Source organism: Sulfitobacter mediterraneus (assembly GCF_016801775.1).
GTDB classification, from domain to species: Bacteria; Pseudomonadota; Alphaproteobacteria; order Rhodobacterales; family Rhodobacteraceae; genus Sulfitobacter; species Sulfitobacter mediterraneus_A.
Genome location: NZ_CP069005.1, coordinates 121,146 through 144,841, shown reverse-complemented (window position 1 = coordinate 144,841; position 23,696 = coordinate 121,146). Strand labels below are relative to the sequence as shown.

The window sequence follows — 23,696 nt, the reverse complement described above, 5'->3', positions numbered from 1 at the left end:
CATGGAATGGATTATCGAAAACTGGGTTCTGGTCCTCGTGATCGGCGGGATGGCTGCGATGCATCTCTTCGGGCATGGACACGGCGGGCATAAGCACGGCAAGACCGCGAAGCGTCAAACTGCACAGAAGAAGGTGCCGGACGCCTCCGCCGATACCCGGGTTCAATCGGAAGATGCCTGACTTCCCCGAATACTGCGATCCCGTGGAACTTTTGGACCTGTCCGGTCGCAAGGGCTTGGTCATCGGCATCGCGAATGAACGCAGTCTGGCGTGGCCCGCCGCTCTGCACTTCCGGCAAGCGGGTGCCGAGTTGGCCATCACTTTTGTCAATGAGCGCACCAAGACCCACGTGACACCGTTGGCCGCGCGGCCTGAAGCGCCCATCGTCCTGCCTTGCGATGTGGAGGCGCCACAGGAACTCGATGCCGTTTTTGATGCTATCGCAGAACGCTGGGGAAAGCTCGATTTCCTTCTTCACGCCGTGGGCAGCGTGCCGCCCGCCGACCTTCACGGTCGGCTGACCGACTGCTCTGCCGAGGGGTTCTCGGAAGCGATGGCCGTTTCGGTGCATTCGCTGATCCATATGGCGCATCTTGCCGAACCGCTGATGTCCGGCGGCGGCAGCCTGATCACGTTGAGTTATCTCGGCGGTGAACGTGTGGTGGAAAACTACAATGTGATGGGGCCGGCCAAGGCGGCGCTCGAAGCGACTGTGCGCTATCTCGCGCATGAACTCGGGCCGTCAAACATCCGTGTCAACGCTATTTCGGCGGGTCCGGTGCTGACCCGCGCGGCATCGGGGCTGACCGGCTTTTCGGGTCTTCTGGAGGCGACCAAGCGCGCAGCACCCTTGCGGCGCAACATAGAGGCCGACGAGGTGGGCCGAACGGCCCTGCTCTTCGCCAGCGATTACACCAGCGGCATCACCGGAGAAGTGTCGCATGTAGACGCGGGTGTTCACATCGAAAGCCCGGTCTTTTCAACCCAGATGAGCGTTAAGTCGGAGGATTCACGATGAACAGGACCGCAGACGACCCAGTTCCGCCGCCCGCAACTGAGCGGCGCGATTTTTTGTATTATGCAACAGCCTCGACCGGTGCGGTTGCCGTCGGGGCTGCGGTCTGGCCGCTGATTGACTCGATGAACCCCTCAGCCGACGTGACCGCCTCCGGTACGGTCAGGGTCGATCTGTCCGGCGTCGAACCGGGCCAACGCATTACGGTCAAGTGGCGGGGGCGCCCGGTCTTCGTCTGGCGCCGGTCTGCTGCGGCAATCGAGGCGGCGCGCGCTGTCGAACTCGACGATCTTGCCGATCCGGTCGACAGCGGGCGCGAGAACCCCAACGAGAGCGGCGAAGTGCCCGCACGAGACGAAAACCGCACGGCAGATGCGGATGGTGAATGGCTGATCGTCATCGGTGTGTGCACCCATCTGGGGTGTATTCCGCTGGGTCAGGACGGATCCGCAGTCGGAGAATTCGGCGGCTGGTTCTGCCCCTGTCACGGATCGCACTACGACACGTCGGGGCGGATCCGGAAAGGACCAGCACCACGGAACCTCGACATCCCGCCTTATGATTTGGGCGGTGACCTGCAACTGGTGATCGGCACCTGATCGGTGCATCGGCCCATAATCTGCGAAGGAGACAAAGACATGCAAGCCAAGGATATCATGACGACGTCCGTGATCTCCGTCCCGCAGGACAGAAAAATCGAGGACGCCGTGCGCCTGATGCTCGACCATCACGTCAGCGCGCTCCCCGTCGTTGATGCAGAGGGCGCTCTAAAGGGACTGGTCAGCGAAGGAGACCTGATGCGGCGCGTCCGCGACACCGACGGCCCGCGCCGATCCTGGTGGCTCGAACTGCTGGGCGGCTCTGGCAATTCTGCCCAGGAATTTATCAAGCTCAACAGCCACCATATCGCGGACGTGATGACCCGCGATGTCGTTTCGGTCGAGGAAGACACACCGATTGCCGAGATCGCGCGCCTTCTGGAAAAGCACCGGATCAAACGGGTGCCGGTGCTGCGGGAGGAGCGCGTCGTTGGAATTGTCAGTCGGGCAAATCTGCTCCATGCCTTGTCGGCAATTCCTGACGGGGCACTGGGGGAACCATCGGAAGATGATCGGGTGCTGCGCTCGAAGATAGATGAAGTCCTGAAAGAGGTTCCCGGTGCGACAGTCAATTTGATCAACTACACCGTGGACAAGGGCAATGTCGCAATCTGGGGCGTTGCAGACAGCGATTTCGAAGAGAACGCCATTCGGGTCGCCGTGGAAAACGTGTCCGGTGTCCATAGTGTTGACATCCACATGGGCCGACTGGCGGCATGGGCCTACGGCATTTGAGAGCGCATGCCCAAACAGATACCGGCGATTGGAAGTCGGCACAGCATTTGCGTGGGGATGATCGACCATCGCGGGAGCGGAGACAGAGCTCCAAAAAATACCGACGGACACGATTTGTCGGGTCCCATTCGAACTGACCAACGAGTGAGAGGACAAGCAGGACCACTTTCAAGGGGGTTTATGGATCCGTGTGTCGCTATTCCGGAAAACGATTGCCAAGGCGTTAATATTAGGGCGTTTTTCAGCGGCGCAGCTACCGGACCTCCTCCCCGAAATCATGATACTTTTCTTTTTCTGTAACGTTCTTTGACGGTGAGCGTCTACTGAATGAACGCAACATATCGAGGAGCTTCAAGTGGACAATCGTTCCAATACCCCGGCCCAAGACACTGGATCGTCGAAAGGATGCTGCGGAGGTGTGACTCAGACCGAGACTGTCGCCGAGAAAGAACGGCGACCAGCGGAAGACAGCAAGCCGGAAAAGTCGGGCAAAGGGGGCTGCTGTTGCAGCAACAACTGACGCATTGGCGTCTCTGATTCAGTCGGTGGCAACGCCGTTTCTGCTGAACATGATCAACTGAAGCAAAAAGGAAATACATAATGCAAACCTTCAAGATACTCGCGACTTCTGCAACGCTTTTGCTGGGTGCCACGGGTGCGGCTTTTGCCCAAGCTGGTCACGGTCATGGTGCTCAGCAGCCTGGTGTGGCCACGGGAACAAGCGATAGCGAGTCTGGTCCCATGACTGGTGATCAGACCGACATGATGCAAAAGATGATGCCCATGATGATGGGCATGCACGCCCGGATGATGGATCATGGCGACAGACCGGGCATGGCTATGATGGATCGGGGCATGATGCAGATGATGATGGGCCCTGGAATGATGGGAGTACCCTCGGCCGAGGAGGCTACCGCGGCGATGCAAGCGCGGTTGAGCGAGTTTGACGCGGATGGCGATGGCAGCCTGTCCCTGAGCGAATTTGAAACCCTGCACAGCGCAATGATCCGCGAGTCAATGGTTGACCGGTTCCAGCATCTGGATGCTGACGGAGATGGCGCAGTGAGCCCCTCCGAGATGGTCGCCCCGGCCGGGCGGGTGAACATGCGCGAGAGGATGGGCGCAATGTCGACGGATGACACCGACAACTAGGATATCATGCCGGGTAAGCCAGCTTGCCCGGCATTTTACGGGATCTCTTTGTTCGCAATCTGATCGACAAAAAAGGAGCAAACCATACTGCCAATTATCTATTGCACTGCGATGGCGGCGATCCTTTTTCTGGCCTTGCGCATGACCTGCGGGGCCTGTGTCATGGGCGCAAATACTGGGGCAGGGCGTCCAGATTTGCCGCTTATGCCGCTGGGCTGGGCACTAAGCCTGTTTTTGGCAGTGACATTCGTTGTCTGCGTCGTGTTCGACCTGATTTTCCCCGACTACACGATGTATGAAACCTGGGCTGGACTGCTGCCCGGGTTCGTGTGGCTGACCCCGGTCAGCTTCATTATCGGTCTGTCCGAAAGCTTTCTCTATGGCTGGTATGCCGCGCTGATCTTCGGCGGGCTTTTCAACGCCATGGCTAACAGGGGGGCTAAAGTTATGACACCAACTCCCCAATCGATCAGTGGCACGCGTGTCGAATGATATCGGCACATCACCCGTCGTCGCCGAAATCTGCCCCATGGTGATGAAAGGTGTTGACCTTCCAGCTACCGGACCAAGTACAGCAAAGTGTATCGAAAAATCGGGGTTTCACCGATGAGCAAGGGATTGGATGGGTTTTTCGCGACCCAAGCGGAACGGCTTCAGCTTATTTGGCCGCCATCCTAGGCTCGACACGCTGTTCTGAAATCCACAACAAATTGAGAAACCCGAATACGTTTGAGGCGGACACATGAACCAAAGACCCAATCCTGACCCGACGCAAGAGAGTGTGATCTATACTTGTCCGATGCATCCCGAAGTGCGCAAGACCGAACCTGGAGATTGCCCGAAATGCGGCATGCATCTTGTGTCTGAAGGCGAGGTTGCGGCATCACAACATGATCACGCCGGACACGGCGCCGCAGACGGGCACGGCAACCACGCCCATGGGCATTCCGCCGCCAAGACTGGTGAAGAGGGAGGCAGATATGATACCGTGCCTGCCGGTCACCAGGGCGCAGTCTACACCTGTCCAATGCATGCCGAAGTCCGTCAAACGGAACCGGGATCCTGTCCAATCTGCGGCATGGGGCTGGAGCTCGAAAGCGCCACGATGGTCGAGGACGGACCGAACCCCGAGCTGGTGGATTTCACGCGTCGGTTTTGGGTCGGCGCAGTGCTGACTCTGCCGCTGCTGGTTCTGACGATGGGCCCTTATCTAGGTTTTGGGGGCGTCCGCGACATATTTGGCGAACGCACGACCTTATGGATCGAGCTTGTACTGGGCACACCCGTCGTCCTTTGGAGCGGCTGGCCGTTCATGGTGCGCGGCTGGAATTCATTCCGGACGATGAACCTCAATATGTTTTCGCTCATAAGCATGGGTGTGATGGCGGCCTGGCTGTTCAGTATCGTGGCCGTTCTTGCACCTGACATCTTTCCCGATGGCTTCCGCGATCCCGAAGGCCATGTTGGCGTCTATTTTGAAGCTGCGGCGGTGATCGTTACCCTTGTCCTGCTAGGGCAGGTGATGGAATTGCGCGCCCGTGAAGGCACCGGCAAAGCGATCCGCGCGCTGCTGGACATGGCAGCCAAGACTGCGCGCGTGATCCGCGAAGACGGGAGCGAAGAGGAAATTCCGCTGGAAGAGGTGGAAGTCGGTGACCATCTACGTGTTCGTCCCGGTGATAAGGTACCGGTCGATGGCACCGTGGTCGATGGACGCTCTTCGGTGGATGAAAGCATGATTTCCGGGGAACCGGTTCCGGTCGAGAAAACCGAAGGTGACGTGCTGACGGGGGCCACGATCAACGGCACCGGCAGCCTGGTGATGGAGGCGACGAGAGTAGGAGCCGACACGATGCTGGCGCAGATTGTCGAAATGGTGGCGAATGCCCAGCGGTCGCGCGCCCCGATCCAGAAATACGCCGACAAAGTCGCGGGGTTCTTCGTTCCTGTAGTGATTGTGATCGCCATCTTGTCGTTCATCGCTTGGGCGATCTGGGGACCAGCGCCCGCACTTTCTTATGCCCTCATCTCTGCAGTGGCGGTCCTCATCATTGCCTGTCCCTGTGCACTGGGTCTGGCGACGCCAATGTCAATCATGACGGCCACAGGGCGCGGTGCCCAGGCGGGAGTTCTGATCAAGAATGCCGAGGCGCTGGAGCGGTTCGAGAAGGTAGACACTCTGATCGTAGACAAGACCGGCACTCTGACAGAAGGCAAGCCCCGGCTGATCGCGGTCCTGCCTGAACCGGGGCATGACGAGGCCGACGTGCTGCGACTGGCCGCTTCGCTGGAACGCGGATCGGAACATCCGCTGGCCGAAGCCATCGTGCGTGGTGCTGAAGACCGCGGCGTAGATATGGCGAACGCCAGCGATTTCGAGGCGGTGACCGGCAAGGGCGTCAAGGGTGTGGTCGACGGCCACGCGGTGGCTCTGGGAAATCTCGCATTGATTTCGGATATGGGTCTAGAGGGCGGTGCGCTGACCGAAAAGGCTAACGAGCGGCGTGACGACGGCGAAACGGTGATGTTTGTCGTACTGGAAGGCACGATTGCCGGGCTGGTCAGCGTGGCCGACCCGGTGAAGGAAACGACGCCAGCTGCGCTAAAGGCGCTGCATGATCTGGGCTTTCGGATCATCATGGCGACTGGCGACAATGAACGCACCGCTAAGGCCATTGGCGCGCGGCTCGGGATCGACGAGATCCGCGCTGATGTTTTGCCCGAGGACAAGGCACGGATCATCCGCGAGTTGCAGGAAGCCGGCCGCAAGGTCGCCATGGCGGGCGACGGCGTCAACGATGCGCCGGCTCTTGCACAGGCCGATGTTGGCATCGCCATGGGCACCGGTGCGGATGTCGCTATCGAAAGCGCGGGCTTCACGCTGATCAAAGGCAACCTTGACGGGATCGTGCGCGCTCGGCGTCTATCGCGCGCTACGATGCGCAACATCCGACAGAACCTGTTCTTTGCGCTGATCTACAATGCCTCGGGCGTGCCAGTAGCCGCGGGTGTGCTGTACCCGTTCCTGGGCATCCTGATCAGCCCGATGTTCGCCGCCTTTGCGATGAGCGCTTCGTCCATCTCAGTTGTCTTAAACGCGTTGCGACTGCGCGGTGCGAAAATCTGACAAAGGAAAAGTGACATGGAAAAACCTTCGACACACGGCGATCATCACCCGCAGGGCAATCCGCCGAGGCCGCCCTCGTTCTGGAAATCACGCGCGGGCATCTACCTGATCTTCGCGCTTGTCCTTGGCGGACTTCTGCTGGGTTACGAGCATCGGGTGCACATTCTGGGCAGTGGGTTGCTGATCTGGCTGCCGTTGCTGCTCTGTGTTGGCATGCACTTCTTCATGCATGGCGGGCATGGAGGCCACGGCGGACATGGCAAGGGAGATGATCAATGATGACTGATGCAGGTGCATCGTATGGCCTTTGGCTTCTGGTCTTCATCAACTCGGCTGTCTTCATCATTTTTGCCTTCAGCTTTTTCAAGCCGCAAACGTCCCGAGACTGGCGGAGTTTCGGTGCATTCAGCGCCTTTGTCTTGGCACTGTTCACCGAAATGTACGGGTTCCCATTGACGATCTTTGTGTTGTCCGGCTGGTTGCAATCGACATGGCCGGATATCGACTGGCTAGCCCACGATAGCGGCCATCTGCCCGAGATGATGTTCGGCTGGAAGTCGAACCCGCATTTCGGACCGTTCCACCTGTTGAGCTTCGCCCTGATCGGCGGAGGATTCTGGCTGATCTCGGTGGCATGGCACCATCTGTGGAATGCACAGCGGCAGGGCCGGTTGGCCGTCACCGGGCCCTATGCGAGGATCAGACATCCCCAATACGTGGGGTTCATTCTGGTCATGCTCGGATTTCTCGTTCAATGGCCGACCATTCTGACAGTGGCGATGTTCCCGGTACTGGTCTGGATGTATGTTCGACTGGCACGCAGCGAGGAGGCCGACACCCGCGCCCGTTTTGGACAGGTCTGGGACAGGTATGCAGCGACCGTTCCCGCCTTCATGCCGCAATTTCGCGAGGTCTCCATACCATGAACACGTCGGTCTTGGCATCGGTTGGCGCGGCGCGGAAAACGCCGCTGCAAATTGAGAAACCTAGTGAGATCCATCTTTGCGCATAACCCGGCAGCATTATGCCGCCAGAACTTTTTTTGGATGAAGGGTCTAATTTTGACATTTGACGATTGCCTTGGTGGGTGAAGATGCGCAAATCGCTAGCGTGACTGGCGCGCGCAGCGTCGTTATCCTCGGTGGTACCGGGGATGTTGGGAGGCGGCTCATTCCTATGCTCGCGACCGTCGGCCCCTGGGAAATTTGGGCTGTCTCGAGGCGGGATCACCTGACTGGACCGGAACTTTCAAACGCCCGTACGCTCAACCTAGACCTAGCTGGGCCTGAGGCTGCCAGAGTTCTTCCCCGGGGGGCTATTTTCGTCAATCTCACCGAAGCCACGCCACCGGGACTAGTCGCAGAAATTCTTTCGAAAGGTGACACGGTTCTCGATACGTCCGCGACGCCAGAATATGTCGATGCACTTGTCCGGGTTGCCGTGGGAAAGGCCGGACTTCTCATTCCAGGCGTGGGAACCGCGCCCGGACTCTGCACGCTATTAGGGGCAGATTTGGCAAGGGACCGGCGGGTCCGAGCACTCGATGTCGGACTTGAACTGGGGATGGGCCGCCACTACGGCCCGGCGGCTTCGGAATGGTTCTTCCGGACCCTCGGAGCATCCTACCGCGATCCCGGCTCCGGACGGACTGTCAAGCCAGGCATGAACTTGCGCCGGTTCGTGTTCGCACCAACAGAGGCGCCGCGCACCGCGCTCGATATTGGCTTTCCCGATATCGCGATCTTTCCCGCGGGACGAGAGGGACAGGTTCGGTATTATCTGGCCGTGGATCCACCCATAGTCACACGTCTTGTCGCAGTGGCACTATGGCTCGGGTTGGGCCCGTGGATAGCGAGGCATGCCAGACTGTTAGCGAAGCAATCGCAGCGCTTGCCCAAGATCGGGCATAGCGGGACGAGGATTGTGGTCGCCGCCTTCGATCACAACAACAAACAGATTGAGTCGCACTTGTTCGAAGGTGGCGACCAGGCCGATTTGACGGCCGCGATGGTCCTGTTGACCATTGATTCTGTCTGTTCAGGCGGTGACGAACAGGGAGGGGCACAGTCCATTATGAATTATCTGGACCTCGAACAGGCCTTGAGAGGCCTCCAGCGCCGTTTCCCCGATGGGACGATTACGATGAACGGAAAACAAGATCTACATTGATACAAAAGAAATGAGAGGCAAGGGATGCAGCACAAACACACCGGAGATGGCTACAAAGAAAATTCGATAACGCTCGGCGGTGCCGTCGCCATGGGCACGGGCGTGATGATCGGGGCGGGCATCTTTGCGCTGACCGGGCAGATAGCCCAACTGGCCGGACCGCTTTTCCCGCTGGCCTTCATCGCCGGTGCCATCGTGACAAGCTTCAGTGCATACAGCTATATCAAGATGTCGAACGCCTGGCCCTCGGCGGGCGGGATCGCTATGATCCTGCAGAAATGCTATGGATCAGGCGCAGTTGCGGCGGGAGCAGCGCTTCTGATGGCGCTGAGCATGGTGATTGCAGAAAGCCTCGTGGCAAGGACATTTGCCACCTACGTCCTGCGCCCCTTCGACATCACCGGCGGGCCGCTCGTCCCCATCCTGGCGGTTGCAGTGATCGTTTTCGCGTTTCTCGTCAATATCGCAGGCAACCGCTCCGTAGGGCTGTTTTCGCTGATCATGGCGGCAATCAAGATCGGCGGCATCGCTCTCTTTGGTATTGCCGCTCTGTGGTCGAGCGGATTTCAGTTCGCCGCCGCATCGCAGACGGCCGAGCCATCAGGGATCGTGGGGTTCATTGCCTCTGTCGCACTGGCCATCCTTGCGTTCAAGGGTTTCACGACCATTACCAACAGCGGCGGAGAGATCACCGATCCCCATCGCAACGTGGGCCGCACGATCATGATCTCCATCGCGATCTGCGTGGTTGTCTACCTGCTTGTGGCGTTCGGCGTGGGCGCCAGCCTGACACTCGACGAGATCATTGCCGCACGTGATTATTCTCTGGCAGAAGCGGCGGCCCCCGCGCTCGGGCAGGTCGGGTTCTATCTAACCGTCTTGCTGGCCGCCGTGGCTACTGCATCAGGCGTTCTGGCCAGTGTGTTCGCCGTGTCACGGATGCTCGCAATGCTGACGGACATGAAAATGATCCCGCACAGCCATTTTGGCATGTCTGGCACGATCCAGCGCCACATGCTGATCTATACGGTGGTGATTGCCTCGACACTGGCTGTGTTCTTCGATCTGGGCAGGATCGCATCTTTAGGCGCGTTTTTCTATCTCATCATGGATATGGTCGTGCATTGGGGCGTCTTCCGCTTCCGCCGGAAGGAGATCGGAGCGGCGGCGACTGTGTTGCTCTTGGCACTCGCATTCGATGCGGTTGTGCTGGCGGCCTTCACCGCGATGAAACTGCAAAGTGACCCGGCCATCGTGCTCTATGCCGCCGTCGGAATTACCGCGGTTTTCATACTTGAACGACTGTATCTATCGCGCTGGCTCGCACCGCAGGGTGCTCACGAACACTGATGCAAGAGGTTATTCGCACTTTCCCATGGGATACGACGCAAAGGTATCAGACAACAGGGACTTCATATGTGGAAGTAGTCAACTCGATCAAAGACGCGCAAGTTGGCATATCACTCTGACACGAGACTGCGCATAGAAGCGGCGTCGAGCGCGCCGAGCACTGCCTGTGGCGTTAGAATCTCCGGTAGGGCGATACCGGAAGGAGCCCCCGGTCCGAAGACGATGTTGAACGGAATGCCATAGCGGTCATGCCGCTCGAGAAACCGCGCGATCGCGTCATCGGGTTTGGTCCAGTCCGCTTGCATGGCGATTACGGAACCGCCGCGCAACCGCGCACGCACTGGATCCTTGTCGAGCACGAGAGACTTGTTGGCTTTGCAGGTCAGACACCAATCCGCAGTCACATCGACGAAAACCGTCTCGCCTTCAGAGACGTAGCGCGCGATGCGGAGGGGATCGAAATCCTGCCAGTGAGACATCGCATCCACCGCAGCTATTGTGCGGTCAGGCGTTGATATTAGACCCGCTCCGAAAATCGCCAGAAGAACACAGGCGCTGAGAACCGCACGCCGCGCCCATCGGTTCGCCCGTGGGATTGATGCCGCGATGATGAACACAGCTGTGAGTGCCGAGATAAAGGCGGCCACCCGCGCGCCCGCCACGCCGACAAGAACGAACAAGAGCCATGCGGCTGTTGCCAGCAACAGACCGCCAAGAAGGATCCTGACCAGAAGCATCCATCGCCCGGGCCGGGGCATCCGCGTGACCAACTCGGGACGTGCGGCAATGACGAGGTAGGGGAGGGCCAGTCCAAGACCGAGCGCTGTGAATATCACCATTACGTCCAGTGGTGTGCCCGCAAGCGCAAAGGTGATCGCGGTGCCCAGGAACGGGGCGGAACAGGGCGTGGCGAGGATGGCCGCAAGCAGTCCGGTGCCAAAGTCTGAGATGTACCCGGCTCTGGCACTGCTGGCACCCAGGCGGTCTTGAAGGGCCGCGGGCAGGGTTATCTCGAATGCACCGAGGAGATTGGCGGCAAAGACGGCGATGACCATGAACATCAGAGTCACGAAGACCGGATTTTGGAACTGTATACCCCAGCCGACGGATACTCCGATCCATTGAAGAAACACTAAGGCAGCCGCAAGCGCCCAGACAAATGTCAGTACCCCCAAAGCTGAAAACAGGAATCCGTTGCGTGTCATCTGCCGGGTTTGACCGGTTGCCTTCAAAACAGATGTGAGCTTGATCGATAGAACGGGCAACACACAGGGCATGACATTCAGGATCAGACCACCGAGAAAGGCGATGGCGGCCACCGCCATGACCTTCAGCACACTCGCGCGAGGGTTCGCGCTTGAAAACGGTGGGGCAGGGGGATCTGAGGTAAGCGTGATCGGCGCCGTGATTGCACGTGCGGTGTCTGTGATCGTCACCGAAGGTTCTGCGTGCTCTTCGGTCCAGGCGTTGATCGGTATTTGTGCCCACAGTTCCGTTCTATCGCGATCCAATCGGATATCTGGTTTACCAAAGGTCACAAGGGGTCCGAATTCCGGGAACACGTCGACCTCACCGAACGGTGTGTCGCTCGTTGCCACAACGATGAGAGCCGAGTCGCGCGCATCGAGGGCCGTGACCGATATCATGATGTCGCTGTTCTCGGGTACCGCGGGAACGCGATCGGCGTAATTGGCAATCTGGCGAGCCGAGTTTGTATCGATCCCGAAGCCTTGTGGCAGGGCGAGTGAGAGTTCGAAGTCATGGGGCACACAGACAGTCGAACATGTCAGCAACGACACGCGGGCACGCAGTTCCAGTGGGTGGCCGGCGTCCTCAAGTCTCGCGCGGATCGGCAAGACAACCCGACCTGAATAGCCGAAGTTCTCGATCCCAAAGGCCTCGAAACGTTTCGGCGCGGGCCAGAGTAGCTCCGCGGATTTCAGATTGGTTGAACCCGACCAGTCGATCTCGGGTGCCAAGCCAACCTCGCCGGGCGTGCGCCAGTATCCCTTCCAGCCCTCGCCGTACTCCAAGGCCAATCCAAGTGAGACGGAGGCGGCATCTGGCGCAATCCCGTCTTCGGCCGAGATAAGACGCGCGGTTACGGCGGGGTTTGAAAAGCTCTCGGATTCGGCAGCCTTGACGGCATCGGATAGGAAGATGCCCATGCAACCGAGAAGGAGCAGAAGCCAAGCCCTGAGCTGAAAAAACCGGACCATCATATGGATGAGCATGCGGTCAACGCAAAGCGCCAGGCAGGCTTGCCAAGGCCGCCTCGAGATCCGTCACCGGCAATCCGCGTGCGATCCAGCCTGGCCCCTTCGGTGATCCCAGCATGCCTTCCGACACATCGATGAAGCCCGTGTAGCCGGCTCGTTTCAAGACGCTCAAAAGACGGCCGCTGCGCCCACCGGTGGCACAAATCAGCGCAATGGGTTTCTCGCCTGAAAAATCACGTGCGGGGAACAAGCGCTGCTCGAACCCGGGTTCGTGCATACTGATGGGCCATGCGTCTTTTGCGACGCCCGTTTCCACCCATTCAGGGCGCGATCGAACATCAATCAGGGAAATCTTGTCCTGCGCCAATGCGTCGGCCGTCTTAGCAGCCGACCAGATTTCGCGCGTTGCGGCCGCAACGACCTGAGGCCCCATGACCCACGTCGATGCAAGCAGGATGAAGCACCGCCTATCCATACTTCCTCCACAGTCGATTGACGAGAAATGCCAAGACTTCCCGGGGCGTGCCTTGCAGCCTATGCAGCCGTACCGACATCTCGCCAACCCTCTTCGCGCTCCAACTCGATGATCTCGCGAACCGTTCTGTCGCTGATCTGACCTTGGACGACAGTACGGCCGATCACGAGGGCCGGCGTGCCGACAAAGGCGAACACGCGTGCAAGCGCTGCACTGTCTTCCAGCTCGCGCGTGATCTCGGCACTCCCCATGTCGGTGATCAATTTCTTGCTATCGACGCCGATGTCATCGGAGAGGCGGGCAAGGTATTCCGGCGACGCTTGGAATGGCGTTGTCATCAAACGTTCGTGGAAAGCGACGTACGCGTCTTGCCGTTTCGCCGCCAGAGCTGCCTTGGCCGCAAGATTTGAGCTGTCGCCGAGGAGCGGCAATTCATGCCACGCCACTGCGATCTTGTCTGGCATCTCGCTCGTCATGTCGGCCAATCGTTTGGTTTGCACCCGGCAAAAGGGGCAATAGTAGTCCGAGAACGACGCCATCGGGACTTGGGTAGGCGTGGGAGTCAGACCACCGTAAAGGGCCGAACAAATATTCTCGGAGACGCGCTCCAAGGCCGCGGCTTTCTGCGCCGCCACTTCGGTGCTGTCCGCCGTGCCCAAGCCAAAAAAAGGATCGAAGCCGCCTGACGTCTCACCCGCAACGAACTTGCGAAATCCTTCTGGTCTATCGAGCGCCTGCAATTCCAGTTTTTCCGGCAGCAAAGAGGGGACTGTGCGCAGGGCGGCGTACCCTGCGATGATCACACCGATCGTCAAAAGCGTTGACCGTTTCTTGGAATCCATCTGATGCCTGATCTGACCTCGTTACCTTTCGGTCGTACTGCGACGTCTGATAAAAGGTCAACTCTACAAACTGATACATTTCCGGTCGTGAAAACAGGATGTTGAGCGAGTATCAAAGTATCAAAGTATCACCGGATAGGGATAACGATCGGACAAAGAGGTGGACATGTATCGATTGGGAATAATTGCAGCGCTCTTTGCGACACCTGCCGTGGCCGATCCAGATGACTATGGCCACATGTCGGGCTGGGGATACGGGATGGGGATGATGTTTGGTCCAATCCTTTGGATCATCGTTTTGGGATTGGTTGTTGCCGGTGTCGTTTGGTTTATTCGCAACATGGATGGAGGAGCGACAAAGGCTGAAAAGTCCGATGCGATGAGCGAACTCGATCTGCGCTTGCCCAAGGGCGAAATTGACGCAGAGGACTACACCGCTCGAAAGAAGCTACTGACCGGCGAGTAGTGAATTGGGCACCTGTGTTCACTACTAGGCTTGGGAAACTCACGACGTACCCCTGGTACTCAACCAGTCTGACTCTATGAGGTACAAGTGACAGAAAAACAACTCGGGATGCTCGCTGCAGGTGGATCGGCTGTGCTCTTGCTCGCCGCATTCATCTTTCAGGCGCTCGGATATGCGCCCTGCGCGATGTGCATCTGGCAGCGGTATCCTCACGCCATTGCCATCGTTATTGGCGCGCTTCTGATGGTTGGTTTGCCCATCTTGCTGCTCTTGATGGCAGGTGCTGCCGCGGCCCTCACGACAGCGGGCATCGGGATTTTCCACACCGGCGTCGAACGGGATTGGTGGGAAGGTCCGACAGCGTGCACAGGCTCTGGTCTCGATATATCGAACTTGTCAGGTGCGGACCTTTTGCCCTCCGCGTCATCCTCACCATCAAACTTGGTGATGTGTGACGAAGTCGCGTGGGAATTCCTGAATCTATCTATGGCGAGTTGGAATGCGCTTTGGAGTTTCGTTCTAGCAGGGCTCTGGATCATGGCATTGGCCAAAGCAGCGCACGCTTATCGGCCACGTGAAAATCACACGCTGACCTAGCCATGAAGACGCGCCATTACACTCGCAGTGAGCGTCAGGCACAGAACTGTCAAAAGGAAGGCAAACAAAGCAACCACAACAGCCCCCGCTTTTTTCGGCAAAAGTCTGACGAATGGTCTCAGGATCAGTGAGTCTTCCGCCGCGGTGACATAGAGCGGCAGCGCACTTACCAGCGTAGCATACAGGTAGACCCCGGAAATATTTTCAAAGTGTGCGGACCGCGCCAGTGTGGGCGCAACCACTGACAGAGCCGTGGCCCGACTACCTCCAAATGAGCCGAACCAACTGGCGGAGAGCACATATATGAAGGCGTGGAGAACGAGAAAGAGAGCGACGCGGATTACAAGATCGAGGAGAATGTACGACGCCGGATCACGGCCATTGGCGTCCTTGGCATTCAACACCGCAAACAGAAAGAAACCGACGTAGTTGACGATAAAGATGACCGGCAGCCCATTCGTCAGAACCTGCCTGAAAAATCGTGATAGCGCCGGTCCACCGTCCATCAACGCCGAAGCAAATCCAGGCGCACGCATGACATAAACGAGCAAGACCGGCAGGAGACCGATCAGGCTGAAGACCAAGACGTTCATTACAAATTGCACGCCCGGCATTTTGGTTGAGAAGAACCGTTGCATGTGAGCAGGTTGGCATGTCGGGAGACAACAGTCGACTTTCTCTGCGACCATCATTTATTCACATAAACTTCATTATGCGACATTATACTTGATGTTGCGATAGTATATTTTCGTATGTATGCTGAAGCCAGTCACAGAGGGTCCTCAGCATGCGTCATCTACTCAAGAAGCTCCTCCCCTCGGTCGCAGTTGCTTTAAGTGTGACAGGCGTTTCGCTGCCGGTACCCGCCCGCGCGCAGACATACCCGATCGATTGCGCAATCCTCTTGTGTCTCTCTGGTGGCTGGCCCGCTTCTGTCCCTTGTGCTCGGGCTCGCGCCGAATTCATCCGGCGGATTACGCCCTGGCCAGTGGAGCCGCCGCTCCAAATTTGGCGCTGTCCAATGGGTGCGTCCTATGAGACCGCTCCAGCACCAAACAGTGTAAACCGCATCTTTGAAGCGTTCTTACAGAACAACCGCACTGAACCGCGACAGTCTTTTCCAGCGCAAGATGTCGCTACCCCGATTGAGGCTGCTTTGCGCACTCCAGATGCCCCTAATGACTTCGTACTCGCCGATAGAGCCCTCCGGCTTGTTCAAGATCGCGCGGACATCGATATCAGCGGTCCTGAGTTCAATTTCGTGCGGTCTATTCGCGTCTTTAATATCCAGTACGCAAGACAATACCAGGCTGGAAGCGAAGGAGATTGCGAACGTAGCGCCAACGTTGTTCTTGGCACATATGGAACGCAAGGTGAGTTCGCTTGGCAAAGAACTTCCATCACCGCCCTCCCCACCGCTCAAATTGGTCTCGAAAGATGGGGGCAAAATTGCCCCGGCATCTATCACCGCTCAGTATTTGTCGACTGGCGTGACTATGAAGGCAACTACGGTTTTGAGCAGGTGAACTACTAGCGCCGTCAAAGACAGCGTTGGCATTCATCCGTGCTGACCTAAGTGCTCGGAGTTACTCAATCACCGGTCGTTCGCTACTGTCGATGCCAAGGTCAGCTGAGCGGACAAAGTCGACATTGGATTTGAGAACTTTGCTGACGCAGCAGGACTTCGCAGCCGCGGCGCACTTTTCGTTGCGATGCGGCGTGGGTCACCGAAGCAGTCGTTCTTGGTCGCCGCTGCGGCGCAAACCAATACACAGCTTTCACTGCCGGCTGCATAGACCTTCGAGACACGGACAAAGTATCGATTGAACCCTTGAGTACGACTAAAGTGGTGTCTCGCAACAGGCGTTAGAAACTTGTGGAACGAATTGGATCGAGTGACTATCGGGCAAAAATGTCCAAAAAACCTCAGTCCAAATTCTTAAAATGAACAGACTCGGGCCACAACTAACTTGAAAATTGAGTTACCCTCTTGCCGCGCCCGTCGCCCGAGAAGCTCACGAGGTAATGAAATCTTGTAAAGTGTCTATCTTTTGCGTTCCGATCAGAACAATCCGCTGGGGGACGGATTTCAGCCTCGCCCCAGCGGGAACCAGAGTGAATTTGCCCTGACAATAGTCAAGTTTTCGCAGACCGCTGGTGGTTTGCATAAGTCCTTTTACCCGATGGATATGGTCAGGCAGGTTCTCACACCATGTCACCACCGCGGCCTCTGACACGGGATTTGGCAGGTCAATTACGCGACTGAAAAACTCGGGGGGCTCCGTTGCCACCCCGGCACGTGTTCTGGAAAGTGCCAACTGGGCATTCACGGCATCCATCAGCGTTGTTACTTGAACGGCAAAGAGCCCATGTTGTGCCACGAGTGTGCTGACCACCTTTTCGTGCCCCATGGTGCGGTTCACCGCAACAAAATGTGCATTGTTAATCTGCGATACAAACAAGCGGCCGACGAATTTATCCTTCGCGTTCCGGGTGGCTGTCGATCCGTTGACCAACGTCAGAATCGCCGCTGGGGCAAGTCCCGCTACTCCGCGCAAGAGCATCGCCATACGGGCTGGTTCGGCAACACCGCTTGCCTCCACGACAACCAGATCAGGCCGCGCCGCCTCGGGGCTTTCAACCACTTGTCGCGCGGCGGAGAGCAGATCGTCACCGATGGCGCAGCACGCGCATCCATTGGTTAAAGCAATGGTGTTCCCATCAGCATTCTCAATCAGATCGGCGTCAAGGTTCACGGCACCAAAATCGTTCACCAGAACCGTTGCCCTAAGTCCTTGTGGATCGTGTAGAAATGCGTTGATCAGCGTGGTTTTTCCGGCGCCCAGATAGCCTGAAACTAGGATGGTCGGTATTGTCATTTGTCCAGTAGGTGCGCGACCCCCTCAAACACGGTGGCATGGATTGCAATGTCCTTGAGCCGCGCAGTATCAACCCCGTAAGGGTCTTCGTCCAGCACTGTGAAGTCTGCCTTTTTTCCAGATTGGATGGACCCGATCATGTTTTCCTGGCCCATCACCCAGGCCGCATCTATGGTGATCGCCCGCAGTGCCTGATGCACGCTGACCCGCTCATTTTCACCCAGGACCGCGCCGGATTCCGCAAAGCGGTTCACCGCTACCCAGACGCTGGTCAGCGGATGCGCCGGAGCCATGGTGAAATCGGAATGCAGGCCAAAGGGCACGCCTGCACGCGCCAAAGACCCCAGCCGCGCCATCTGGCTAGCCCGTTCGTGGCCTATGGACTTGCGCCAATAGGCCTCGCCCAGCTCGTGCAGATAATAGACGTTGGCCGAGACAATCGCCCCCAGAGCCTTGATCCGGCGGACCTGATCTTCGGTTGAAACCCCGAAATGCTCGATCGTAAAGCGGTGATCGACGCGCGGGCGCTCGAACTGGAGCTTGTCCAGCACGTCCAGCGCCAGTTCTACCCCCAGATCGCCTGTGCAATGCACATGGATGCGATAGCCCGCATTCCAATAGGGGCGCGCGATGGCCTCGAACTGATCCGGCGCGGTCAGCCATTCTCCGTGATGGCCGTCGATATAGCCCGGATCAGTCAACTGCATCAGCTCTGAAAAGAACGCGCCATCGGTGAAGAATTTGACATGGCGATCAAAGAACAGCCGGTCCGTGCCGCGATCAGTGAGCGCATCGACCCGGGCAAAGGCATCTTCGGGATTGCCCATCAATTCCGGTTCGGGCAAACCACGCGGCACCATCATCACGCGATAGGGGGGATTTGCGACCTCCATCGACTGAACGCAGGCCGCCCATTCCATCTCGTAGTCGAACATGCCCCAGGCCATATCCGCCACAGTTGTATGGCCTCCCGCATGCAGCACCTCATGCAGCCTGAAGAGCCCGGCTCCAAACCAGTCGGGCGAAAACAGGATGGGTTTCAACCCATCAATGGCCACCATGGCCCCGGTTTCGGAAAACCGCCCCGTTTCGGCGTTGATCTGCGGGTGATCCTGCATCATCTGACGGTCGATCCCGAGACGGTCGATGGCGGCGTCGTTCAGAATGATCTCGTGAAACGACCGGTGCCAGACCAATATTGCCCTGTCAGCCGAGATGTCATTCAACTCTTCGCGCGTGACATCTCCGTGCCAGATCTGATGATAGCCCCAAGTGACGAAAATTGGTTTTGAGCCATCGTCCCTGGCCACCGCCGCGCGCACAGCCTCAAGGTATTCTGCGTGGCCGCGTGTTGCCGGAACATCCTGCCCAGGCACTTTCCATTCGAACGCGGTGACAAAGGCGGTCGGCAACAGGACGGCGCCAATAAAGGGGTGCAGATGCGGATCAATGAACCCCGGCATCATGATCTTGTCGGCAAAACGGGTGTCGATCCTGTGAGGATGCGCCTCGAGCCAGGGCGCGAGGCTCTCCAGCGTGCCCGCTTCGAGAATAATGCCGTCACGCACCGCCACAGCCGTCGCGGTTGGCGCGCTGTCGCTCATCGTGTGGACACGTTTGGCGGTGAAGACCGTGATCTCGTTCATCTCTTGGCGTCCTCTTTCAACAGCCCCATCGCGGACTTGACCATCATCTCAATGAGTGGGCCCCTGTCCTTTGGAAACAGAGTTCCGGCGCCCAAACGAGTCTGCCATGTGATCATGACAATAAGCTGCAGAGCCTGACGCAACGCTGCCTCACCGTCCGGGGCCGAGATCTCGTCGCTGTAATCGGCGGCATGGACCAGAACGTGAGCTGCCAGTGGGGCTACCAGCACGGCGGTGTTCACCTCACCTTTGGAGGCGAGCGAGTTCAACCGCTGCGACGCCCTGTAGACGCCCAACTTGTCGGTCATTGTGTCGTAGAGAACTCCGGCGAGATAACGCAGCATTCCCGGCAGATCACCGCACTTTGAGCGGCTCAGGTCCAGGGCGTCGATCATGGTCGTGCCATCTTCGATAAAGCGATGGATGAGCACACGCGCCAAACCTTCCTTGTCGCCAAACCGGTGATAGAAGGTTCCGATCGAACAGCCCGATCGTTCGATGATGTCCGTCACCTTGGTACCCTGAAATCCGTGTTCGGCAAAAAGCGCTTCTGCGGCATCCAGCAAGAGTTGCTCGGACCGGGCGCTGCGTGCCTGTTTTGTGGGTCGATAGCTGTCGGTGTCCGGTTTTCTCATGCCGTCGTCCTTTCGGTTTTGTATACCGCCACGAGCGGAATGGAGGCACCGGCGAGCACAATCAGCACGCCGCCCAGCATGGCCACTATTGTGGGTCGTTCACAGAATGCAAGCCATCCCAGCCCCAAAGCGACCGGCATCTGAGTATAAAGCATGATGGTTACTCTGCCGATATCACTGCCGGCAAGTTGCATGGCCAGACTGGCCAGCACGATCCCTGAAACCGCACACATCGCGCTTAGTTGAATCCAGAGTTGCGAAGACAGCGGCGGCAGGGTGCGCTCTGCCAGAATCCAGTACGCTGCGGCCACAAGCACAACTCCGTTCACCGCCCAAAAGGTAAAGCCGATCGGCGTTGCCGCCGCGCGGTTTGACGCCATATAGACGTTTGTCATGGCATTCGATATCGCCGCGGCAACCGCCAAAAGCAAAGTAACTGCCATCCCTCCCAGCCCCGGGTTCAGGATCAACCATGTCCCGACAAGGCAGGCCAGCAACACCAGAACCACATGCGCTGTCAGCCGTTCTCCCAGAAAGGTCACGCCAATCAACAAGGCAAAGGCCGGGGACAACTGGAACAGCATGGCATGCTGCCCGTAGGGATTGAGCGACAGTGACGAGATGTTCAGCACCGACATGACCAGCAGCAGGCCAGCGCGGATCAACAGTTTGCGGGGCGCATGGGGATAGAGGTGATGCCGGATCCCCCCCTGCAGTTTTGCCAACAAAACCAAGCTTGCTGCGGTCAGAGGCCAGGCAAACAAAAGCAGGGCCGCAATCGAAACACCGTCGATCGAGGATTTCTTGATAAAGAAGTCCCCCAGCGTCAGCCCTATCGCCCCAAGGGCCATGACGGCATATGCCAATGCCGGATGTGGGGCAACCGCCTTCATGCGCTTGCTTTGCGCAGCTCACGGCGCAGAATCTTGCCGACGCCGGACTTGGGCAACTCATCGACATAGGTGATCCTGCGCGGCACCTTGTAGGCGGTCATTTCCTTGCGACAATGGGTCAGGATGGCCTCATCAGTGACCTCAGCGCCCGGTTTTCTGACCACAAAGACGCTCACGGCTTCGCCTGTCTTTTCGTCTGGCACGCCGACACAAGCACATTCGGCCACCCCATCGACCGCCGTGACCACGGCCTCAATCTCATTGGGAAAGACGTTGAAGCCGCTGACGATAATCATGTCCTTCTTGCGGTCGACGATGCGCAGATACCCATTCCCGTCGAACACGCCGATGTCGCCCGTGCGAAAAAACCCGTCGGCGGTGAACGCCTCGGCGGTGGCCTCGGGTTTGTTCCAGTAGCCCGCCATCACCTGCGGTCCTGCGGCGCAAATCTCGCCACGTGCGCCAATGGCCACCTCGTTGTCGTCCTCATCCAAAAGCCTGATGTCCGTCGATGACACGGGCAATCCGCAAGAGCCTGTGAATTTCCCCACGCCCATGGGGACAATCGACAACAGCGGGGCGGTTTCGGACAGACCGTAACCTTCGGTGATCGGGCGACCGGTCAGGGCCTTCCAATTGTCAGACACCGTTTCAATGATCGCCGCACCGCCGCCGATCGAAACCTTGAGTTTGGAAAAGTCCACGTCCTTGGTGCCCGGATGCATCGCCAAACCTGCAAACAGCGTGTTCACTGCGGGAAACACGGTGATCCCGGCGTTTTTGATAGCGTCAAGAAAGGCGTCAATGTCGCGCGGGTTCGGGATCAGCACGACCCGGCCGCCCAGGGACATATAGGCCAGCGAAATCGTCAGGCCGAAGATGTGATAGAGCGGCAGGGCCCCGACCATGACCTCTTTGGTCGGGACCGACGCCTCGGGCAGGAAGGCTTTGTATTGCTCAAGGTTGGCGACCACATTGCGATGTTTCAGTACCGCGCCCTTGGAGGGGCCGGTTGTTCCGCCGGTGTATTGAAAGAACAACAGGTCCTCGCCGCCAAGACCGGCATCGGCATAGGTCCTCCCTGCCCCCTGGCTCAGCGCCTCGGCCATCGGGGTGACGTTGCTGAGCCGCGCATCCACCTGGGGGGACGGGATCGGCAGGTCAGCCCCATCGCCAAGGTCAACCGAGATCACCCGTTTTACCGGCGTGTTGGCGACAATCTCGGCCAGAACCGGGGTCGATCCGCTGAAGATCACGATGGTTTCGGCACCCGAGTCATTCAGCTGATGCTCAAGCTCGCGCGGGGTGTAGAGTGGGTTGACGTTCACCTGGCAGGCGCCGGAACGCAGGATGCCCAGCATTGCCACCGGAAAGGCAAAAATATTCGGACACATCAAAGCGATGCGGTCGCCCTTTTGCACACCCAGTTCTGTTTGCAACCAGGCGGCAAAGGCCCGGCTGGCCTGGTCCACCTGCGCATAGGTCATGGTTTGTCCAAAACACTCAAACGCCACCAGATCGGCGTATCTGGCTGCGGAGTCCTCGAACAAAGACACAATTGACGGGTAGGCATCGGCATTGATCGTTTCCGGAACGCCCGCGTCATAGGTCTTGAGCCAGTGTTTCGTCATTTTCGTCGTCCTTTTGGTAGTGGGTCTGTCACAGGGCTGCGGCCAAGGCCCGGTTGCCTCGTAACACACGTTTGAAAGAGGGCCGCCGCGCATTCGAGGTAAAGTCGGGGCTGGAAAAGCTTGCGATCACGGTTTTGGTGGATTTGTTTACATAGATCATCTGGCCGTAGATTCCGATCGCGGCGCGCTCACCCTGCTCTGCATCGCAGATCCACCAGAAACTGCGATAGCCGCCAAAGTCCGGCATATGGGTGATTGCGGTCGGGTCCGCAAAGATGCTGCGTTGCCATGCCAGACGATCCTGATCGCGCAGCGCGTATGTGTCGGCCATCCAGTCTGCGCCAATGACCTGATCGTCGCCCACCCGACCTTCGTTCAGCGCCATCAGCCCGAATCGGGCTGCGTCGCGCAGGGTGGAGTTAAAACCGCCCGTGGCAATCGGGTTGAACTCGGTGTCGGCACACAGGAACGCATCATGTTCGGTTTGCAGTCTGGCCCACAGGTATTTGCGAATGAACTCGGCCAGGGGCAGTCCGGTCACCGCCTCGATCACCCAGCCGATCACATCCACGTTCGGCGAGTGGTATTCAAAGGTCGTTCCATGCGTCAGCCCTGAGTTCAGCCGAAAGGCCGGCAGAAACCCGCGCGCGCCGCGCGGAGTGCTGTCTTTTCGCGGGTCCATTTGCATCAGGTCCCAGGCGGGCACCAACCCCAGCCTGCGGAAATACTCCAGATGCACGGATCCGGGCACCATATCGTCGTATTCCTCGGAAAAATCGAGGGCCGAGACCATGTTCAACACTTGCCGCAGGCTGGAGTGGGCAAAGGCGCTGCCGACCAATGCGGGCACATAGTCTGCCGGTGTTTGCTCGGGGTCGATACCGTAGTGGTCGATCAGCACCCCGAACAATGATCCGATGATCGATTTGGTGGTCGAGGCCCAAAGATGTTTGTCATGGCTTTGAAAGGCGCCGAAATAGCCTTCATATAGCACCTTGCCATCCTTGAGAACGATATAGCCATCAGCACTATCGCCGCTGAGGGCGTCGATCAAAGTGCCGGTCCGGCCCTCATGATCGAAACGAAAGGCCTCAATGTCATTGCGTGGCGATGCAGGCAGCGGCGACACCTGTCCAGCGCGAGCAACATCCACCGTGGGCATAAAGCTGAAGTGCGACAGCGCCCATGGGATATGCTCCGGTGCGCGCCAGTTGCTCAGCGTGATATGCGGCGGTTTGATGCGAGACGGGTCAATCATGCGGGCT

Annotated in this window: 24 protein-coding genes; 14 read left to right on the top strand and 10 right to left on the bottom strand. The window is 58.2% G+C overall.

Translation table 11 applies throughout. From position 1 onward, the window contains the following. Position 1 precedes the first annotated feature (1 nt). From JNX03_RS19325 to JNX03_RS19275, 11 genes are all read left to right on the top strand, one after another. Entirely contained in the window at positions 2–181 is a 180-nt protein-coding gene (locus JNX03_RS19325) for a hypothetical protein (protein ID WP_111734066.1), read from the top strand. Next, complete coding sequence (gene fabI / locus JNX03_RS19320; RefSeq protein ID WP_203212305.1) at positions 174–1,019, top strand: enoyl-ACP reductase FabI; 846 nt, start codon at positions 174–176, stop codon at positions 1,017–1,019. The genes JNX03_RS19325 and fabI overlap by 8 nt, the downstream gene beginning before the upstream one ends. Further along, positions 1,016–1,615 carry a ubiquinol-cytochrome c reductase iron-sulfur subunit gene (gene petA / locus JNX03_RS19315; RefSeq protein WP_111734070.1) on the top strand — a complete coding sequence of 200 codons (600 nt, stop codon included), beginning with the start codon at positions 1,016–1,018 and terminating at the stop codon, positions 1,613–1,615. Before fabI ends, petA begins: the two co-directional genes overlap by 4 nt. Positions 1,616–1,654: 39 nt before the next feature. Continuing rightward, complete coding sequence (locus JNX03_RS19310) at positions 1,655–2,350, top strand: CBS domain-containing protein (protein WP_111734072.1); 696 nt, start codon at positions 1,655–1,657, stop codon at positions 2,348–2,350. Positions 2,351–2,950: 600 nt separating this feature from the next. Beyond that, positions 2,951–3,502 carry an EF-hand domain-containing protein gene (locus JNX03_RS20640; RefSeq protein ID WP_231024356.1) on the top strand — a complete coding sequence of 184 codons (552 nt, stop codon included), beginning with the start codon at positions 2,951–2,953 and terminating at the stop codon, positions 3,500–3,502. Between the two features lie 111 nt (positions 3,503–3,613). After that, positions 3,614–3,994 carry a DUF5676 family membrane protein gene (locus tag JNX03_RS19300; RefSeq protein WP_231024357.1) on the top strand — a complete coding sequence of 127 codons (381 nt, stop codon included), beginning with the start codon at positions 3,614–3,616 and terminating at the stop codon, positions 3,992–3,994. Between the two features lie 250 nt (positions 3,995–4,244). Continuing rightward, the gene (locus JNX03_RS19295) at positions 4,245–6,629 is read left to right on the top strand and encodes a copper-transporting P-type ATPase (protein ID WP_203212304.1); all 2,385 of its coding nucleotides are present in this window, start codon (positions 4,245–4,247) and stop codon (positions 6,627–6,629) included. A 15-nt stretch (positions 6,630–6,644) separates the two neighbouring features. Beyond that, a complete protein-coding gene (locus JNX03_RS19290) occupies positions 6,645–6,908 on the top strand; it encodes a DUF2933 domain-containing protein (protein ID WP_111734078.1) in 264 nt (87 codons plus the stop codon). Continuing rightward, positions 6,908–7,555 (top strand): methyltransferase family protein, encoded by a 648-nt coding sequence (locus JNX03_RS19285; protein WP_203212346.1) that lies wholly within the window; start codon positions 6,908–6,910, stop codon positions 7,553–7,555. Before JNX03_RS19290 ends, JNX03_RS19285 begins: the two co-directional genes overlap by 1 nt. A gap of 250 nt (positions 7,556–7,805) precedes the next feature. Next, entirely contained in the window at positions 7,806–8,798 is a 993-nt protein-coding gene (locus JNX03_RS19280) for a hypothetical protein (protein WP_203212303.1), read from the top strand. Positions 8,799–8,822: 24 nt separating this feature from the next. Next, complete coding sequence (locus tag JNX03_RS19275) at positions 8,823–10,148, top strand: APC family permease (RefSeq protein ID WP_203212302.1); 1,326 nt, start codon at positions 8,823–8,825, stop codon at positions 10,146–10,148. 110 nt (positions 10,149–10,258) lie between these two features. Here JNX03_RS19275 and JNX03_RS19270 read toward each other — a convergent pair whose 3' ends face one another. Genes JNX03_RS19270 through JNX03_RS19260 form a run of 3 tightly spaced genes read right to left on the bottom strand, consistent with a single transcriptional unit; the run spans position 10,259 to position 13,684 of the window. Next, positions 10,259–12,382 (bottom strand): protein-disulfide reductase DsbD family protein, encoded by a 2,124-nt coding sequence (locus JNX03_RS19270; RefSeq protein WP_231024361.1) that lies wholly within the window; start codon positions 12,380–12,382, stop codon positions 10,259–10,261. 4 nt (positions 12,383–12,386) lie between these two features. Then, complete coding sequence (locus tag JNX03_RS19265) at positions 12,387–12,842, bottom strand: rhodanese-like domain-containing protein (protein ID WP_203212301.1); 456 nt, start codon at positions 12,840–12,842, stop codon at positions 12,387–12,389. Between the two features lie 59 nt (positions 12,843–12,901). After that, positions 12,902–13,684, bottom strand: a complete 783-nt coding sequence (locus tag JNX03_RS19260) for a DsbA family protein (RefSeq protein WP_203212300.1) — start codon at positions 13,682–13,684, stop codon at positions 12,902–12,904. Positions 13,685–13,850: 166 nt separating this feature from the next. Between JNX03_RS19260 and JNX03_RS19255 the strand changes: the two genes are divergently transcribed. Both JNX03_RS19255 and JNX03_RS19250 read left to right on the top strand, forming a co-directional pair. Next, positions 13,851–14,150, top strand: a complete 300-nt coding sequence (locus tag JNX03_RS19255) for an SHOCT domain-containing protein (RefSeq protein ID WP_111734085.1) — start codon at positions 13,851–13,853, stop codon at positions 14,148–14,150. Between the two features lie 108 nt (positions 14,151–14,258). Continuing rightward, positions 14,259–14,747, top strand: a complete 489-nt coding sequence (locus JNX03_RS19250) for a disulfide bond formation protein B (protein ID WP_111734086.1) — start codon at positions 14,259–14,261, stop codon at positions 14,745–14,747. Here the strand turns inward: JNX03_RS19250 and JNX03_RS19245 are convergent. Continuing rightward, a complete protein-coding gene (locus JNX03_RS19245; protein WP_111734087.1) occupies positions 14,744–15,385 on the bottom strand; it encodes a hypothetical protein in 642 nt (213 codons plus the stop codon). The genes JNX03_RS19250 and JNX03_RS19245 overlap by 4 nt on opposite strands. A gap of 149 nt (positions 15,386–15,534) precedes the next feature. Between JNX03_RS19245 and JNX03_RS19240 the strand changes: the two genes are divergently transcribed. Next, a complete protein-coding gene (locus JNX03_RS19240; protein WP_203199946.1) occupies positions 15,535–16,281 on the top strand; it encodes a hypothetical protein in 747 nt (248 codons plus the stop codon). 481 nt (positions 16,282–16,762) lie between these two features. On the opposite strand, the gene JNX03_RS19235 is transcribed toward JNX03_RS19240, so the two are convergent. The 6 genes from JNX03_RS19235 to JNX03_RS19210 are packed head-to-tail and all read right to left on the bottom strand — an operon-like array spanning position 16,763 to position 23,689. Next, positions 16,763–17,626, bottom strand: coding sequence for a CobW family GTP-binding protein (locus JNX03_RS19235; protein ID WP_203199945.1), 864 nt, complete (start codon positions 17,624–17,626; stop codon positions 16,763–16,765). Further along, positions 17,623–19,272, bottom strand: coding sequence for an amidohydrolase (locus JNX03_RS19230; RefSeq protein WP_203199944.1), 1,650 nt, complete (start codon positions 19,270–19,272; stop codon positions 17,623–17,625). The genes JNX03_RS19235 and JNX03_RS19230 overlap by 4 nt, the downstream gene beginning before the upstream one ends. After that, positions 19,269–19,907 (bottom strand): TetR/AcrR family transcriptional regulator, encoded by a 639-nt coding sequence (locus JNX03_RS19225; protein ID WP_203199943.1) that lies wholly within the window; start codon positions 19,905–19,907, stop codon positions 19,269–19,271. Before JNX03_RS19225 ends, JNX03_RS19230 begins: the two co-directional genes overlap by 4 nt. Continuing rightward, complete coding sequence (locus tag JNX03_RS19220; RefSeq protein WP_203199942.1) at positions 19,904–20,800, bottom strand: DMT family transporter; 897 nt, start codon at positions 20,798–20,800, stop codon at positions 19,904–19,906. The genes JNX03_RS19225 and JNX03_RS19220 overlap by 4 nt, the downstream gene beginning before the upstream one ends. Then, positions 20,797–22,431: an AMP-binding protein gene (locus JNX03_RS19215; protein WP_203199941.1), complete on the bottom strand. Its 1,635-nt coding sequence runs from the start codon at positions 22,429–22,431 to the stop codon at positions 20,797–20,799. The genes JNX03_RS19220 and JNX03_RS19215 overlap by 4 nt, the downstream gene beginning before the upstream one ends. A 28-nt stretch (positions 22,432–22,459) precedes the next feature. Next, positions 22,460–23,689: a serine hydrolase domain-containing protein gene (locus JNX03_RS19210; RefSeq protein ID WP_203199940.1), complete on the bottom strand. Its 1,230-nt coding sequence runs from the start codon at positions 23,687–23,689 to the stop codon at positions 22,460–22,462. Positions 23,690–23,696: the final 7 nt, after the last annotated feature.

What these genes read in the sequence shown, in the direction of transcription:
- JNX03_RS19280 (WP_203212303.1), top strand. Translation starts at nt 7,806, where the DNA reads ATGCTCGCGACCGTCGGCCCCTGGGAAATTTGGGCTGTCTCGAGGCGG.
- petA (WP_111734070.1), top strand. Translation starts at nt 1,016, where the DNA reads ATGAACAGGACCGCAGACGACCCAGTTCCGCCGCCCGCAACTGAGCGG.
- JNX03_RS19275 (WP_203212302.1), top strand. Translation starts at nt 8,823, where the DNA reads ATGCAGCACAAACACACCGGAGATGGCTACAAAGAAAATTCGATAACG.
- fabI (WP_203212305.1), top strand. Translation starts at nt 174, where the DNA reads ATGCCTGACTTCCCCGAATACTGCGATCCCGTGGAACTTTTGGACCTG.
- JNX03_RS19300 (WP_231024357.1), top strand. Translation starts at nt 3,614, where the DNA reads ATGGCGGCGATCCTTTTTCTGGCCTTGCGCATGACCTGCGGGGCCTGT.
- JNX03_RS19285 (WP_203212346.1), top strand. Translation starts at nt 6,908, where the DNA reads ATGACTGATGCAGGTGCATCGTATGGCCTTTGGCTTCTGGTCTTCATC.
- JNX03_RS19295 (WP_203212304.1), top strand. Translation starts at nt 4,245, where the DNA reads ATGAACCAAAGACCCAATCCTGACCCGACGCAAGAGAGTGTGATCTAT.
- JNX03_RS19265 (WP_203212301.1), bottom strand. Translation starts at nt 12,842, where the DNA reads ATGGATAGGCGGTGCTTCATCCTGCTTGCATCGACGTGGGTCATGGGG.
- JNX03_RS19210 (WP_203199940.1), bottom strand. Translation starts at nt 23,689, where the DNA reads ATGATTGACCCGTCTCGCATCAAACCGCCGCATATCACGCTGAGCAAC.
- JNX03_RS19325 (WP_111734066.1), top strand. Translation starts at nt 2, where the DNA reads ATGGAATGGATTATCGAAAACTGGGTTCTGGTCCTCGTGATCGGCGGG.
- JNX03_RS20640 (WP_231024356.1), top strand. Translation starts at nt 2,951, where the DNA reads ATGCAAACCTTCAAGATACTCGCGACTTCTGCAACGCTTTTGCTGGGT.
- JNX03_RS19225 (WP_203199943.1), bottom strand. Translation starts at nt 19,907, where the DNA reads ATGAGAAAACCGGACACCGACAGCTATCGACCCACAAAACAGGCACGC.
- JNX03_RS19310 (WP_111734072.1), top strand. Translation starts at nt 1,655, where the DNA reads ATGCAAGCCAAGGATATCATGACGACGTCCGTGATCTCCGTCCCGCAG.
- JNX03_RS19215 (WP_203199941.1), bottom strand. Translation starts at nt 22,431, where the DNA reads ATGACGAAACACTGGCTCAAGACCTATGACGCGGGCGTTCCGGAAACG.
- JNX03_RS19260 (WP_203212300.1), bottom strand. Translation starts at nt 13,684, where the DNA reads ATGGATTCCAAGAAACGGTCAACGCTTTTGACGATCGGTGTGATCATC.
- JNX03_RS19270 (WP_231024361.1), bottom strand. Translation starts at nt 12,382, where the DNA reads ATGCTCATCCATATGATGGTCCGGTTTTTTCAGCTCAGGGCTTGGCTT.
- JNX03_RS19290 (WP_111734078.1), top strand. Translation starts at nt 6,645, where the DNA reads ATGGAAAAACCTTCGACACACGGCGATCATCACCCGCAGGGCAATCCG.
- JNX03_RS19230 (WP_203199944.1), bottom strand. Translation starts at nt 19,272, where the DNA reads ATGAACGAGATCACGGTCTTCACCGCCAAACGTGTCCACACGATGAGC.
- JNX03_RS19220 (WP_203199942.1), bottom strand. Translation starts at nt 20,800, where the DNA reads ATGAAGGCGGTTGCCCCACATCCGGCATTGGCATATGCCGTCATGGCC.
- JNX03_RS19245 (WP_111734087.1), bottom strand. Translation starts at nt 15,385, where the DNA reads ATGCAACGGTTCTTCTCAACCAAAATGCCGGGCGTGCAATTTGTAATG.
- JNX03_RS19235 (WP_203199945.1), bottom strand. Translation starts at nt 17,626, where the DNA reads ATGACAATACCGACCATCCTAGTTTCAGGCTATCTGGGCGCCGGAAAA.
- JNX03_RS19255 (WP_111734085.1), top strand. Translation starts at nt 13,851, where the DNA reads ATGTATCGATTGGGAATAATTGCAGCGCTCTTTGCGACACCTGCCGTG.
- JNX03_RS19240 (WP_203199946.1), top strand. Translation starts at nt 15,535, where the DNA reads ATGCGTCATCTACTCAAGAAGCTCCTCCCCTCGGTCGCAGTTGCTTTA.
- JNX03_RS19250 (WP_111734086.1), top strand. Translation starts at nt 14,259, where the DNA reads ATGCTCGCTGCAGGTGGATCGGCTGTGCTCTTGCTCGCCGCATTCATC.